Here is a 14,774-nt window from a genome sequence, read left to right as displayed (position 1 = left end):
TCGGCTGACGGCATGGCTTTTAGGGGTTATACCCTTTCAGTTATAGGGGCGTAGTACAGGGATTTCAATCTTCTGACAGTATATGTGTGTAAAGGTTGGCGGCGCCGTATCATAAATGCGAAAAGGCCCGCAAAATGCGGGCCAGAGAAGAGAGTGTGAGGAGGTTTAGGCTAATTGCGGCCGATATTTCTTATCCAAACGTCCACTTAGGCTAACCAACAATAGAGCCACCAGCACGATCAAAGCACCAATCCACGGAGTTTGTGCCAACCCCAAAGTGGCGACCGTTTGCCCACCAATCACCGAACCAAGGGCAATACCTACGTTAAAAGCCGCAATGTTCAGGCCGGAGGCCACATCCACCGCGTTCGGCGTGTATTGTTCGGCTTTCTGTACCACATACACCTGCAGCCCCGGAACATTACCAAAGGCAAACACTCCCATGACGATCACCGTCAGCAACGCGGCAATGCTGTGGCTGGCGGTGAATTGGAACACCAGCAGCAGAACGGCCAGCGCGGCAAAAATAAAGCTGAGTGCGCGTACCGCCCCGTGACGATCCGCCAGTTTGCCCCCCCAGATGTTACCTATCGCCACCGCAATGCCGTAGGCCAACAGGATCCAGCTGACTGCCGGAGCAGAAAAGCCCGCCAACTCCTGCATCATCGGAGCCAGGAAGGTGAAAGTCGTGAACACGCCGCCGTAACCCAGTGCAGTAATGGCGTAAATCAGCAACAGGCGAGGATGGGTCAGCACTTTAAACTGCTCCTTAATACTGGCGCTGGCCTGGTTTTTAATGTTGTTTGGCACCAAAATAGCGCTGGCTACGGTGGCTATTACACCAATCAGTGATACTGCCAGGAAGGTTTCACGCCAGCCAAAGTGCTGACCGATAAAGGTCCCCAATGGCACCCCTGTCACCAGCGCCACGGTCAGGCCACCAAACATGATGGCGATCGCCGAGGCGGCCTTCTCTTTCGCGACCAGGCCGGTAGCAATAGTCGAACCGATTGAGAAGAAGACCCCATGGGCCAGGCCGGTCAACAAGCGGGCCACCACCAGCGTCCCATAGCCAGGCGACTGCCAGGCCAATAAGTTACCGAGAGTGAACAGCACCATCAGGCTGATCAGCAACAACTTGCGCGGCACGCGACCGGTTAAGGCTGTCAGCACCGGTGCGCCAATGGCCACGCCGATAGCATAGATGGTCACCAGCAGCCCGGCAGAAGGCACGGTCACCCCCAACTGTTCTGCGATAGTCGGGATAAGTCCGACAATTACGAACTCCGTGGTGCCGATAGCAAAGGCACTGATGGTCAATGCAAGTAATGCGAGAGGCATCTTTTTACTCCAAATAGCATTCAGGTTGATGGCGGCTATTATCGACCCGTGCTTAAATGATAAAAATGCTCAAAATATCAAATTAATTTTGCCAATGGAGCAACAGTGAAAGCGAACTCTGATGAGTTAATTACCTTCGTCACCGTGGTGGAAAGCGGCAGCTTCAGCCGGGCAGCAGAACAACTTGATCAGGCCAATTCGGTGGTCAGCCGCACGGTCAAGAAGCTGGAGGCCAAGTTGGGCGTAACGTTACTCAACCGCACTACGCGCCAGATCAGTCTGACGCAGGAAGGGGAAAACTATTTCCGTCAGGTGCAGAAAGTACTGAGTGATATGGCTGCGGCAGAGAATGCGCTGATGGAAAGCCGTCAGCGTCCGCAGGGACTACTACGCGTCGATGCCGCCACCCCGGTGGTGCTGCACGTATTGACCCCGCTGGTGGCGGAGTTTCGGGCACTGTATCCGGAAATGTCGTTATCGCTGGTGTCGTCGGAGAACTTTATCAATCTGATTGAGCGCAAGGTGGATATCGCCATTCGCGTCGGTGAGCTGACCGACTCCAGCCTCAAGGCGCGCAAGCTGATGACCAGCTACCGGCGTGTGCTGGCCTCCCCCGCCTATTTGGCACAGTACGGTACGCCGCAAAAGGTAGAAGAATTAGAGCAGCATAGCTGCATTGGTTTTAACGATTTGCCCAGTCTCAACCGCTGGCCACTGGCCTGTGCTGATGGCCGCCAGTTGGAAATTACACCTGGCCTGACCACCAACAGTGGGGAAACCCAGCGTCATCTGTGTCTGCACGGCAACGGTATTGCCTGCCTGTCGAATTTTATGATTGATGCCGATATCGAGCGTGGCGATCTGGTGCCGATTTTGGTTGAAGAGACCCTGCCGGTAGCAATGCCCGTCAACGCGGTGTATTACAGCGACAGTGCAGTCAGCAATCGCCTGCGCAGCTTTATCGATTTTATCAGTGAGCGATTGGCGCAATAAAAAAGGCGCCCGTTTGGGCGCCTCAATGCGTATGCCGTGGAAAATCAATCCCAGTTAGGTGCCAGACCTTCCGGGCTGACCAAACGGCCATTGTTTTCCAATTTGGCGATTTCCGCCATTTCCTCGGCGGTCAACGTTAGCTGTTGCGCCAACAGGTTGCTCGCCAGGTTTTCACGCTTGGTTGATGATGGGATCACCGCGTAACCCAATTGCAGCGCCCAGGCCAGGATAACCTGCGCCGGAGTAGCATGGCGGCGTGCCGCGATGGCCTTGATGGTCTCATCCTGCAGTGCCTGCCCATAGGCCAGCGTCATATAGGAAGTGATGGCGATGCCATGCTGCTGGGCAAATTCCACCACTTGGCGGTTCTGCAGATATGGCGACAGCTCGATTTGGTTCGTGGCGATCTGATCGCTACCCACGGCATCAATCGCCTGTTGCATCAGATCCAGAGTGAAGTTGGAGACCCCAATCTGGCGGGTCAGGCCCAGTTTTTTGGCTTCCGCCAGCTCAGTCATAAACTCGGCCACCGAGACTTCGTCATTCGGCGAAGGCCAGTGGATCAGAGTCAGGTCAACATAGCTGGTTTGCAGTTTGCTCAGGCTCTCTCGCAGGCTTGGGATCAGCTTGCCCTTCGCCAGATTGGCGATCCAGATTTTGGTGGTGATAAACAGCTCGTCACGTGGCACACCGCTGGCAGCAATCGCCTGGCCCACCGCAGCTTCATTTTCGTAGATTTGTGCAGTATCAATGGCGCGATACCCCAGCTCCAGCGCCGTGCTGACCGAGTCGATGACGACCTGATCCTGAAGACGGAAGGTACCTAAACCAAATGCAGGGATGCTCATAATTTTATTCTCTCATTAGGATGTTGAAGCGATATGGGAGGATTATGGCAACTGTTTTGTTGATCAAAAACGCCCTATTGTGCATAAGACTTTTGATTAAACGGCAACAATTGCCGGGGTGAGCACCCCGGCAACGCAAAATTACGACCAGCGGCGCAGGATCAGTGAGGTATTGATGCCACCAAACGCGAAGTTGTTTGATTGCACAAACTCGGTCTCAATCTGACGATAGCCGCCCATGATGTAGTCCAGATCGCCACAGGCGCTGTCCGGCTCACTGAGGTTAATGGTCGGCGCAAAGCGGCCTTCACGCATCATTTCCAGCGCCATCCAGGCTTCCAGTGCGCCGCAGGCACCCAGCGTATGACCAAAATAACTTTTTAATGAAGAAATCGGCGCGCTATTGCCGAAGATCGCTGCCGTTGCCTGACTTTCTGCAATATCACCACGATCGGTCGCCGTGCCGTGGGCACTAATATAACCAATATCGCTGCTCGCCAGCCCGGAGGCCTTCAGCGCCTGCTGCATGCAGATTTGCATGGTTTCCTGCTGCGGCTGGGTAATATGAGCCGCATCGCAGTTGGTGGCGAAGCCGATAATCTCGCCATAAATGGTGGCACCACGCGCCAACGCGTGCTCCAACGACTCCAGGATCAGCGTCCCGGCGCCTTCGCCAATCACCAATCCGTCACGTTGACAGTCAAACGGACGTGGCGAAAGCTCCGGATGATCGTTCTGCTGACTGGTGGCAAACAGCGTGTCGAATACCGCCGCCTCCGAAGGGCACAGTTCTTCGGCACCGCCCGCCACCATCACTGTCTGATAGCCGTGGCGAATGCTCTCGTAAGCGTAGCCAATTGCCTGACTGCCCGAGGTGCAGGCGCTGGAAGTCGGGATCACCCGGCCGCGCAGACCGAAAAACAGGCCAGTGTTCACCGCTGCGGTATGAGGCATCATTTGCACATAGGTGGTGCCGGTAATATTGCCGGTGTGCTTTTCGGTTAACATGGTGGCGAACTCGCTGACCGGCTTGGTACTACCGGTCGATGAACCGTAGGCGATACCGGTCTCACCATTGGTCAGTACCGCCTCCCCCAGTAACCCAGCCTGCTCAAGTGCCAGTTCGGTGGCGCGGGTGGCCAACAGTGAAACCCGCCCCATCGAACGAATGCGCTTGCGGGTATAGTGCTCCGGCAACACGAAATTCTCGACCGGCGCGCCAAGGTGGGTATTCAGCCCCTGATACTCTTCCCACTGCGTCATATAACGCACCGCATTCTTGCCCTGCTGCAGGCGGCTGGATACGTCTGCCCAGCTATTGCCAAACGCGGTCACGCCTGCCATGCCGGTAACTACCACTCGTTGTGTCATACCATTCCTCCATTAATGGAAATGACCTGCCGCGTCACATAGCCGGCGATATCCGACATCAGATAGCTGGCCAGCCCGGCCACCTCTTCCGCCGAGCCCATGCGTTTGAGCGGAATAACGCGCATCGCTTCATCCAGCGCCGCCGGCTCCATGTCGATCATGCCGGTGTCAATCAGCCCAGGCGCAATGCAGTTAACGGTGATTTTGCGTTTCGCCAGCTCAATCGCCAGTGCCTTGCAGGCACCAATCACCCCTGCTTTGGCCGCACTGTAGTTGACCTGCCCACGGTTACCCATCACGCCGGAAACCGACGACAGCGCGACGATCCGCCCCCCCTTGCGCAGGCCAATCATCGGCATCACGCAGGGGTGCAGTACGTTGTAGAAGCTGTCGAGATTGGTATGGATCACGCCATCCCAGTCATCTTCACTCAGCGCAGGGAAAGCGCCATCGCGGGTAATACCGGCATTGTTCACCACGCCATAATAGGCGCCGTGGGTTTCAATATCCTGCTCCAGCACCTCACGGCACTGGCTGCGATGGCTGATATCAAACTGAATCAGCCGCCCTTGCCCACCGGCGCTGATAATCTGCTGCAGTGTGTGTTCGGCCCCGGTCTTATCGCTGTGGTAGTGAACGGCTATCAAAAAGCCATCGGCAGCCAGGCGGCAGGCAATAGCCTGACCGATCCCTTTACTGGCGCCGGTGACTAAAACGGAACGCATCATGCGTCTCCCCTTAAGGTCGTCAATTGAATGATTTCTTGTTGATCAGGCTGGTAAGTGTTCAGCCTGCCCTGTGCGATGCGCACATTATCGATACTGATTTCACACTCAAAACTGGCCAGCTTTTCATCTTTTAACAGTTGCTGCACGCTAACCAACAGTTTACTGCCGGCAGGAAAAGCCGGTAACTCGCAGTGAATCGCCCGCCCGCCCAGCAGCATGCCCAACTGTGGCGACTGAGCGCTCTGACAAGCATGCCAGCCGCTCCAGACCCCGATTGCCTGCGCCATCAGCTCAATACCATACCAACCCGGCAGTGCGCCTTGCGCGTCAAGAAACGGTGCCAGCACGCCGTCGCTATTCACCATGACGGCGCATCGGGCATGTTCTTCCCCCACTTCAAGCACCTGCTCCAGCAGCACCATTGGAGAGGCATGGGGCAGATAGTATTCGGCGGCGTGATAATGAATCATCGGGCGTCCCCCAGCAGCAGACAAGCATTGTTACCGCCAAAGGCAAACGAATTGGACAAAATCGCACGCTGCCCCAGCAATTGTGGCTGGCAAACCAGACCGATCGTTGCCAGTTCGGCATCGCGCGGCCCGCGGCTGAAATCTTGCTGCGGCAGCGGCAATGGCTGAGTCAACAATAGCCAGCTCAACGCCGCCTCCACCGCACCGGCCGCGCCCAGCGTGTGGCCAGTGAGATGTTTGGTAGAACTGCACGGCGTCTGGGGGCCAAACAGCCGATTTACCACCTGCGCTTCAACCTGATCGTTCAGCCGCGTAGCCGTACCGTGCAGATTAATATAACCAATTTGTCCGGCATTGAGACCGGCCTGCCGCAGCGCCATGTTGATGGCCCGCTCGGCGCCCTCACCGGCGGGATGCGGTGCTGACATATGCCAGGCATCAGATGATTCGCCAACCCCCAACAGCGCTACCGCTGCCGGCTCCCGCGTTAACAGCATCAACGCCGCTGCCTCGCCGATATTAATGCCACTGCGCTCGGCCGCAAATGGCGTGCAACGTTGCGCGGACAGTGATTCCAGGCTGTTGAAACCGTTAATGGGCATTTGGCACAGGCTGTCGGCACCGCCAACAATCGCCGCATCCACCAGCCCGGCGTCGATCAGCCGCTTACCGCTGATGATGGCCCGTGCGCTGGAAGAACAGGCCGTAGACAGGGTATAGGCCGGACCACGGGTCGCGAGAAAAGCGCTAAGAAACAAACCCGGATCGCCCAGCTCCTGCTGCCGATAGTCATAGCCCTGCGGCCACTGCCCTGCCTGATACTGTTGCAGCGCCAGCTCGCCTTCATGGATACCGGAGGTGCTGGTGCCCATAATCACCGCGACGCGATCCGCACCGTAGCGGGCGATGGCTGCGCGCACTGGCGTGTCGATCTGCGCCAGCGCCGCCAACAGCAGGCGGTTATTGCGCGAGTTATGGCGTTTGAGAGGTTCAGGAATAGTGGGCAGTTCGCCCTGTACGTTACCGAACCAGGAAGTTTCCCCGCCCAGCAGCCACTGCGTCTGCTGCTGCATGCCGGGCGACACGCCAAGCGCCAGATTTTCCGCAATCTGCGACAGGCTGTTGCCCAACGCATTCACCATCCCTACGGCAGAGAAGTAAACCATTATTCGCTCCCCAGATTCTGAATAGCGATGCGATAGTGGAAGGCGGATTGGGCAATCGACTGCGGTTCGCGCCGGCCGTCGGCCTGCTGGTAACGGATTTCGCTGATGATCGTCCCGCGATCGTCATACAGCCGGCGCATCTGCGGCTGATCCTCAAGTCGCCACCCGGCGGGCAACAAAGGCTGCCAGTCAGCCAGCGGCCAGTAACTCAGCATGATGTCGGCCAACACCTGGCTGGCGGGTGGCAATTCGCCCACTTTGATCAGCTGTTCGGTGTGGATCCCCTGACGATCGTAGGTCAGGTTGAATAACCGGATACCGAGCGGCGACATGCCCACCAGTTGCAGGCGCTGGCCGTCGGCGTTGAGCAACACCAACATCGAATGCTGCTGCCCTTTCACTTCGGCGGTCAACAGTTGCTGCTGGCTGAAGGGTTGCGCCAGCGTCGGAGCCGGTAATGTCACCCGCGTACCGGGTTTCAGCCACGCCTGCGGCAGGGTTGCCTTCTGCGAACCGGCACAGCCGACCAGCAGGGTGGCCAGTATTAACAGCGAGATTCGTAAGCCGCGCATCAGGCTTTTCCTCTTTTTCTTCTGGTTGCTAATGTCAGTGGTGCCAACAGAAAGGCCACGGCGATACCGCTGCTCAATACGATGCCAAAACTGCTGATGGCCTGAGTATGACTCAGCACCAACATGCCAAAGGTCAGTTGGGTGGTGAGTACCGCCATAAAGATGGCAAACATCGAGGTGGTCGGCGTGCCCCGGGGATTAGTAAAGAACAGCGTATAGTTAATGCCGATCCCCAATACCAGCACCAGTGCCAACAGCGAGAACAGGTTCAGCGTATGGCCGCTCAGCGCCAATACCGCAATGCCGCTGCCCAGTGACAGCAGCGTCGGCACCATGCAGCGCAGACCGTGTCGCAGGCCAAAACGCCACAGATAAATCAGTGCGATCGCCGCCACCGACAGCATCAGCAGATACGAAAGATACAGCCGGTAGTGGCCAAAGAGTTCGCTGAATTCGGTTTTACGGTCGATCCAACCGGTGCCCGGTACCTGTTCGGCCAGGGCCTGCATCGCCGCGCTGTTCTGCACGCCGTTGACCGGGACCAGCGCCGCACTGCGCCCATCGGGCAGAGACAACCACAGTAGCCGCCAACCCTCACTGACCACGCTGCCCAGCCACTGCTCCGGCAGCACCCAGTCCGGGGTTAAGTCAGGGGCTTTCAGGGCCAGATCCGCCTGTTGTAATTGCGTCATCACCTGTGGTGCCACCCGTTGTAACAGGGCGATGTTCTGCTGTTGGCGCTGAAGCGAAGGCAGAGGTAACAGGCGATAATCCGCCAGCACGCCCTGCCGTTTTGCCTGTGCCAGCCTGGGCTGCAATAGCTCGATACGCTGCAACAACTGCTCGGCATTTTCGCCGTACACCACCAACCATTTCTGATCGTTATGCTGCCCGGTCAGCGCAGCGATGCGCTGCTCTTGCTGCTGCAACCCCGCAGGCAACGCCTGCAATTGGCCAATATCGTCATCCACCTTCAACTGGCTGAAACCAGCCACCACCAGTAACAACACCGCGGTGGGCAACCCGTAGCGCAGCAAACGCCGATGGCGCCAGGCATGCAGCCAGCCCAGGATCAGCCGTAGCCCCGGTGCCGGACGCACCGGCAGCCGACGCGACAAACGTGGGTACCAACAAATTACGGTGATGCAAGCGGCGCTTAGCCCGGCAGCGGCAAACACCGCCAGCTGTTGCAGGCCCGGGAAGGGAGCAATCAATAGTGCCAGATAGGCAACCACGGTGGTCAGCAATGCCATCAACAACGCTGGCAACAGCTTCTGCAAGCTGGCCAGTGGCGTTGACTGGTCACCGTGTACCATACGTTCGGTCAGGAAATAGAGCGTGTAATCGGCCGAAATGCCGACAATGCTGATGCTCAACACCAGCGTCATCAAATGTATTTCGCCAAAAGCCAATAGCGTGGCGACGGTACCCGCCAGGGCTCCCATCCCCACGGATAACCCGCACAACAGCAGAGGCAATGGCGAACGGAACATCAACAACACCAATAAGAACACGCCAACTACCGACGCCAGGCCAATAGTCGAAATATCTCGCTCGGCCTGTTGGCTGGCATAGTTGCTGTAAAACAGCGTACCGCGGTTGAGTACCTCTGCCCCCGGCCAGCGCTGCTGCAGTTGCTGTTGAATCGCGCTCAGTTTGTCCACCGTGCGCCGGGCACTGCTGATGTCATAAGAAGAGGCGCTCAACTCGGCGTGCAGCAGATACCAACTGCGGCCCTGTGTATCACGCGCCACCAGCCAACCATTGGACAAGCTCAGCAGACCACCGTTTTGCTGCTGAGCCAACTGCGAGGCTCGCACCAGCATCAGCGGATCGTTAGCCAGTTCCTTGCCGCTGACCCCGGCGAAGGCAGAATAGAGTTGCCCGAGGATCCACTGACTTTGCACGTCCGCGCCCTGCTGCAAACGCTGCCGGGTGGTGTCATCCAGCAGCACATTGCGATGCTGGTAGAAAAAACGCCCCCACTGCTGCTGACGTTGAGCCTCCATAGGCCCGCCCACCTGCTGTAGCTCAGGCATCTGGCGCAATTGCTGCCACCACCAGCTCACCGCAGTGTTGTCCGCACCCGGCGGCGGGCTGACCAACCACATCAGTTGCCGATCGAGCCGACGGCTGAAACCTTCGGCCAGTTCATCCGGCACGCCCACCAGTTGCTGCTTCGGTAATAACGCCAATACGCTGCTGTTGATCTGGCTGCGTGGCAACAGCCAGCACAGTGCCGCCAACAGCAACAGGCAAATCGCCAGCCAGCCAAACGCCAGCCGCCGGTGCAGTTCAGGATGCAAAACGCTGTTGCTCCTCGGCGGTTAGCGTCTGTGGTGCCGTACGCTGGTTAAAGAAGCGGATATGGGTAGCGTCACTTTGCATATCATCAATATCAATGGTTTCCAGGAACTGTTCGCCGTTGAGGGTGATGCGCTTGAACAGTTTGTCGAGCGGCGTGGTTTTTGGTGTCAGCACCAGCCGCCATTGGTTATTACCCAAGTCGCTGAACTGCAAAGAAAAGTTTTGCTCCAGTGCCTGGCTGTCGGCGTGGAATAATGCGGTCAGCAAGTGGTTGAACTGGAACATCTGCGGATTGTTTTCTGCCGTCACCACCTGCGGCGGCTGACCGGCCAGAGTTTGTACCATACGCTTATCATCCAGCAACAAGGTCAGCGGGAAGGGTTTCTGTTGTGCCCACCACAACCCTTTTTGTTGTGAAATCAGCAGCTCACCGCTGGATTTCAAGGGTTTCGCCATACCGCTGATGCTGCGCTGCTGTTCGAACTCGGCGCGCAACACCGGCTGTTGGCTAAAGCGCTGTTGCAGCTCCGGCAGCGTGACCGCCTGGACGCTCAGGCTGAAAAAGGTGATAAGAAACAATAACCCGTACTTCATTGCGCCCCCTCAATGTTGTCCAATAGCACCTGCGGCGAGGCAAAGCACATTTCTTTGCTGTCGGCATCGACCGCTACCTGAATGGTATGACCGCGGGTGGTGGTTTTGCCGCTCTCTGCATCCAGAATGCGGTAACCAATGCGCAGGCGGTTTTCATACTCTTCCAGCTCGGCACAGACGATGATGCGTTGTTCAAACAGCACTGGCGCGATGTATTTCACTCGCGTATCCACGATCGGCCAAACATAGCCCGAAGCCTGCATCTGCCGATAACCGTAATTAAACTGTTTGAGTAGCGCTTCACGCGCGACTTCGAAATAACGGAAGTAGTTGCCGTGCCAGACCACGCCCATGGCATCGGTATCATGGAAAGGGATTGCGATTTCAATGCTGACGGAAAATCGCGGGTCGTCTTTTAGCTTCATGTCTCAGGCCCCTGTTGCACTGGCGGCTGTGCCGCCAACTGCCAGAAATCGAAAAAATTAAACCAGTCGAGCGGTGCCAGCAGGCAATAATGCTCCAGCCGCGCGGCATAACTGTCCACCGCATCTTGCAACGCCTGTTGGCGCTGCTGACGGGGTAATAACAGCGGATTGGCGAAGGGTTCGAAATAAACGTTAAGACGCCCCTGCTGCTTGAGGCCGAACATCAGAAATACCGGGCAGCGCAGCGCGGCGGCCAGGACAAATGGCCCCTGAGGAAAGGGTGCCGGTTGGCCAAGAAAGCGGCTCCACACCACGCGCGGTTGCTCACCCCGCTGATGCTTGCCCGCCGAGGTACGATCGCCGACGATCGCCACCCATTCACCGGCATCCAATTTATCTTGCAGACGCATGGCCGTTTCTGGCCCCAGCGACGTCACCTGGATCAGATTCAGATTGGCACGCGGATTCACCTCTTTCATCACCTGATTGAAGCGTTCGGCGTGCTCGGTAAACACCAGGGCATTCACCCTTACGCCAGAATCCAGCTCGCCCAGTGCGCGGCAAGACTCGATATCCCCCAGGTGTGAAGCCAGAATCAGCGTGCCTTTGCCGGACGCTATCTGCTTCTCACAGCACGTGCGATCCACCAGCCGTATGTCATTGAGCTCCCCTCGCCAGCTCGCCAGCTTGTCGAGCATAGCATCACCAAATCTCATAAAGTGACTGAAGCTGTTGAGCGGTGCAGGCAGTGGCTGTTGCTGTTGTTCGGCGAATTGCCGCAGGCGTTGCAGGTAATCGCGTGATGCCTCACGCTGGCTGCGCCCGGTCAGCCAGAAATAACCGATCACCGGATACAACAATAATTGAAATACCCGGCGGCCAAACAGTCGGTAGACTTTTAACATCAGCCGGATGCCCCACAGGCCATGCCTTTCTGGGGTTGCCGACCAGTGTTGTGAACTTGCAGCACGTCGACGTTGGCGCAGCAGACGAGGAATACGCGGCAACATACCGAGGAACAAACGGGTATGCATCCAGGAGATGCGCAGGTTATCGCGCAGTGCATCAAAATGAGAAACGCCGTCAGCCGGATAGGTCACGCGCGTCGGCAGAAAACGGCTGGGCACGCCCTGCCAGTACAGTCTGACCATCACTTCGGTATCGAAATCCATCCGTTTGCCGAGCGGATGGCGTGTTGTTAATGCCAACGTCGCAGCCACCGGGTAAACGCGGAAACCGCACATGCTGTCTTTCAGCGACAGCGACAGGGTTTCTATCCACACCCAGACATGGGTGACATAGCGGCCATACAGGCGTGCTTTTGGCACTGAGCTGTCGTAAATGGGGCGGCCGGAAATCAGACAGTCCGGATGAGCGCGGGCTTCGTCAATCATTGCCGGAATATCACTCAGTTGATGCTGACCGTCGGCATCCACCTGTAAAGCGTGGCTGTAGCCCTGTCGCTGCGCCAGTTGCAGGCCGGCGATCACCGCCGCTCCTTTCCCCTGGTTTTTATCCAACCGCATCAATCTGACCCATGACCGGTCAGCAGCCAGGCGCTGTAGCTCTTCGGCAGTGCTGGCGTCGCTGCCATCGTCCACTATCAGGCACGGCAGGCCATAATCGGCTAACCTGGTCAGCACTGCGGCCATCATCTGTCCGTGATTGAAACAGGGGATAACAATGCAGGGAGTAAAGGGAGCCTTCACTGACATAATGAGATCTTGCCGCTGCTGGCGGTCGCCTCACCCACGCGGTAGCTGAACAACAGTTTATGCCGTGCCGGCTGCCATTCAAGCTGCAATAACACGCTTTGCTCCGGCAGCAAGGGCTGTTGAAATTTCACCACTTCGATCCCTTTGAACCCGGCCTCGATAGCCAGCAATTGACGGGCATACTGCATCACCCAGTTCAGCTGTGTGACCCCCGGCAGGATCGGATGCTCAGGAAAATGGCCACGAAACCAAAACAGTTCGGCAGGCAAACGCAGTAGCAGGCTGGCATGGGTAGCGTCGCTCACCTGCTGTTGCAGCACCTCAGGTTGCATCATAAAAACAGCTCCTGTAGTTCAGCATAGGCGCGCTTGCCCTGCGGATTCAGAGGGATAGCATCGATAATACGCCAACGGCGCGGCAGGGCCACCGGCTCCAGCCAGCCCCGCAACGCCTGATGCAGTTCGCGGGTTAACTCCCCTTCTGACAATTTTTGTCGTTGGCTTTTGCCATAGGGTGACAACACTATCGCCGCTACTAATACCGTGCGACCTGTTTGCTGCTGCGTTAGCACGGCAGCATCGGCGACCTCCGGCAGGGAAACCAACCGGCGCTCAACTTCGGTCAGCGACAGACGCTTTTCTTCCAGCTTGATAATGCGGTCGGTCCGGCCGTTTAACTGGAATTGCCGACCATCTGGCGCAAGCTGAATAATATCGCTCAGTGCGAGCTCACCGGTATCGGGTATCAGTGGCGACGCAACATTCATGCTGTTATCTGGATTTGCCGTTAGTGTCACTCCGGCAAACAGCCGCCACAGGGAGGCTTCTCGAACTTGCTTGCGCCATGCCAGCGAGCCGGTTTCCGTTGTACCGTATATTTCCAGCGGCAATACGCCCAATGCCTGCTGCGACAAGTTAGCTTCCGCGTAAGAGAGCGGGCCGCCGGCGGAAAATACCTCAACGCACTCTGCCAGTGCCAAACGGTTATCCAAACGCTTAAGCCAGGCTGGGCTGCTGACAAACACCAAACGTCGCCCCTGGTGACGGGCAATCAACTGCTCGTGATACTGCGTTAACTGCGCATCGAACGGCAGGCCAAAAGCCAGTGGCAGAAACAAGCGAAAGCTCAGGCCATACATATGCTGATGAGAGACCGACGCGATCACGCTGCAACCCTGAAAGACATCTTTCCAGCTTGCGGCCAACAGTTCGCTTTCACGATCCATGCAGGCAATGGACTTGGTCACGGCCTGTGGTTGGCCGGTCGAGCCGGAGGTATAAAGGATAAAACGAGGATCCTGGGGCCAGGCAGGCAGTGCTATCTCCGTACTGCCCCCTTCTGGTACCGGCAAAACCGGCACACCAAGATCGAGGGGTAAATCAGTTAGCAGTGCGTCGAAATCTGCCCGCTGCTCTTTGAGGATAGCTTCGCGCTGATGACCAAAAATTACCGGCACCCTGTTGGCATACAAAGAGGCCAACAGCGCAATGGCGAAACGATAGCTATCATCAAAACACAGCGCCCAACGCTGCTCTTCCCTGCCTGCCAGCTGTGCAACCAATGCGGAGACATCCCGGCGAAATTGACCGAGACAAAATGCCTGAGCGCCACGCCAGGCAACAATCACCCCATCATCACGCTCCACGCTGAGCCATTGGCTCATCGGTAAACTCAGACGCGCCTGACCCTTTTCCTGACTATCCATTCAATACCCATTAATGCCCCCATCAGCAGGTAGCTGATGCCGCCGTTATACAGCGTCCAGAGTGTGATATCCCCGGACAGACAGGTTGCCAGCGCTATTGCACCGTTAACAATAAAGAACCCGCACCAGACCTGAGTCACCTTGCGAGTATAAGCCACGCCAGCGGCATCCAGCTGTGGCTCGGTTATACGCGCTAATCGCTCCACCACGGTGGGTGGCGCAAACAGCGAATATGCAAACAGCAACAGCAGTAATGCGTTGACCAAGACCGGGTAATACAACAGCCAATGACTTTGCTTCAGCGCCCAACTGGCAAGCGCCAACAAGATACCGACCATAGCCAGGGCCTTGCCCAACCATATTTGCTGACGAAGTTTACCTCGCAGCAGTATCAGCCGTAAGGTAAAGACTGCCACCAGCAGCGGCGCCAGAACGGTGGTGCCCCAACGCGCCAAACCAAACCAGACCGCCAGCGGGTAAAGCAGCAACACCAACCAGGTTACGGCCTGCAACAGCCGCAACATCGGGTTTATCCAAGG

General features: G+C 57.1%; 15 protein-coding genes. 1 reads left to right on the top strand and 14 read right to left on the bottom strand.

The window, feature by feature from the left end; all coding sequences use genetic code 11:
- Nucleotides 1-165 precede the first annotated feature (165 nt).
- Complete coding sequence (locus ACNT1W_RS06495) at nt 166-1,341, bottom strand: MFS transporter (RefSeq protein ID WP_115183230.1); 1,176 nt, start codon at nt 1,339-1,341, stop codon at nt 166-168.
- Between the two features lie 105 nt (nt 1,342-1,446).
- Between ACNT1W_RS06495 and yafC the strand changes: the two genes are divergently transcribed.
- Entirely contained in the window at nt 1,447-2,334 is an 888-nt protein-coding gene (yafC, locus tag ACNT1W_RS06490) for a DNA-binding transcriptional regulator YafC (protein WP_012005350.1), read from the top strand.
- A gap of 44 nt (nt 2,335-2,378) precedes the next feature.
- Here the strand turns inward: yafC and dkgB are convergent, their stop codons facing one another.
- From dkgB to ACNT1W_RS06425, 13 genes are all read right to left on the bottom strand, one after another.
- Entirely contained in the window at nt 2,379-3,182 is an 804-nt protein-coding gene (gene dkgB, locus ACNT1W_RS06485) for a 2,5-didehydrogluconate reductase DkgB (RefSeq protein WP_126501320.1), read from the bottom strand.
- A 141-nt stretch (nt 3,183-3,323) separates the two neighbouring features.
- Nucleotides 3,324-4,553, bottom strand: a complete 1,230-nt coding sequence (locus ACNT1W_RS06480; protein WP_419246535.1) for a beta-ketoacyl-ACP synthase — start codon at nt 4,551-4,553, stop codon at nt 3,324-3,326.
- Nucleotides 4,550-5,281 (bottom strand): 3-ketoacyl-ACP reductase FabG2, encoded by a 732-nt coding sequence (locus ACNT1W_RS06475; RefSeq protein WP_017891696.1) that lies wholly within the window; start codon nt 5,279-5,281, stop codon nt 4,550-4,552. The genes ACNT1W_RS06480 and ACNT1W_RS06475 overlap by 4 nt, the downstream gene beginning before the upstream one ends.
- Nucleotides 5,278-5,751: a hotdog family protein gene (locus ACNT1W_RS06470; protein ID WP_012005346.1), complete on the bottom strand. Its 474-nt coding sequence runs from the start codon at nt 5,749-5,751 to the stop codon at nt 5,278-5,280. The genes ACNT1W_RS06475 and ACNT1W_RS06470 overlap by 4 nt, the downstream gene beginning before the upstream one ends.
- A complete protein-coding gene (locus ACNT1W_RS06465) occupies nt 5,748-6,917 on the bottom strand; it encodes a beta-ketoacyl-[acyl-carrier-protein] synthase family protein (protein WP_017891695.1) in 1,170 nt (389 codons plus the stop codon). The genes ACNT1W_RS06470 and ACNT1W_RS06465 overlap by 4 nt, the downstream gene beginning before the upstream one ends.
- Nucleotides 6,917-7,489, bottom strand: coding sequence for a DUF3261 domain-containing protein (locus ACNT1W_RS06460; protein WP_017891694.1), 573 nt, complete (start codon nt 7,487-7,489; stop codon nt 6,917-6,919). Before ACNT1W_RS06460 ends, ACNT1W_RS06465 begins: the two co-directional genes overlap by 1 nt.
- Nucleotides 7,489-9,795 carry an MMPL family transporter gene (locus ACNT1W_RS06455; protein WP_419246534.1) on the bottom strand — a complete coding sequence of 769 codons (2,307 nt, stop codon included), beginning with the start codon at nt 9,793-9,795 and terminating at the stop codon, nt 7,489-7,491. Before ACNT1W_RS06455 ends, ACNT1W_RS06460 begins: the two co-directional genes overlap by 1 nt.
- Nucleotides 9,785-10,390: a LolA family protein gene (locus ACNT1W_RS06450; protein ID WP_115183237.1), complete on the bottom strand. Its 606-nt coding sequence runs from the start codon at nt 10,388-10,390 to the stop codon at nt 9,785-9,787. The genes ACNT1W_RS06455 and ACNT1W_RS06450 overlap by 11 nt, the downstream gene beginning before the upstream one ends.
- A complete protein-coding gene (locus ACNT1W_RS06445) occupies nt 10,387-10,815 on the bottom strand; it encodes an acyl-CoA thioesterase (RefSeq protein ID WP_017891691.1) in 429 nt (142 codons plus the stop codon). Before ACNT1W_RS06445 ends, ACNT1W_RS06450 begins: the two co-directional genes overlap by 4 nt.
- Nucleotides 10,812-12,530 (bottom strand): glycosyltransferase family 2 protein, encoded by a 1,719-nt coding sequence (locus tag ACNT1W_RS06440; RefSeq protein WP_419246533.1) that lies wholly within the window; start codon nt 12,528-12,530, stop codon nt 10,812-10,814. The genes ACNT1W_RS06445 and ACNT1W_RS06440 overlap by 4 nt, the downstream gene beginning before the upstream one ends.
- Nucleotides 12,521-12,865 (bottom strand): 3-hydroxyacyl-ACP dehydratase FabZ family protein, encoded by a 345-nt coding sequence (locus ACNT1W_RS06435; RefSeq protein ID WP_012005339.1) that lies wholly within the window; start codon nt 12,863-12,865, stop codon nt 12,521-12,523. Before ACNT1W_RS06435 ends, ACNT1W_RS06440 begins: the two co-directional genes overlap by 10 nt.
- Nucleotides 12,862-14,235 carry an AMP-binding protein gene (locus ACNT1W_RS06430; protein ID WP_012005338.1) on the bottom strand — a complete coding sequence of 458 codons (1,374 nt, stop codon included), beginning with the start codon at nt 14,233-14,235 and terminating at the stop codon, nt 12,862-12,864. Before ACNT1W_RS06430 ends, ACNT1W_RS06435 begins: the two co-directional genes overlap by 4 nt.
- Nucleotides 14,202-14,759, bottom strand: a complete 558-nt coding sequence (locus tag ACNT1W_RS06425; protein ID WP_012005337.1) for a hypothetical protein — start codon at nt 14,757-14,759, stop codon at nt 14,202-14,204. Before ACNT1W_RS06425 ends, ACNT1W_RS06430 begins: the two co-directional genes overlap by 34 nt.
- Nucleotides 14,760-14,774 lie beyond the last annotated feature (15 nt).

It is taken from the genome of Serratia sp. NFX21 (genome assembly GCF_048517035.1).
Taxonomy (GTDB): Bacteria; Pseudomonadota; Gammaproteobacteria; order Enterobacterales; family Enterobacteriaceae; genus Serratia; species Serratia quinivorans.
The sequence above is the reverse complement of the archived record's forward strand: the minus strand, read 5'-3'. Positions and strand labels throughout refer to the sequence as shown.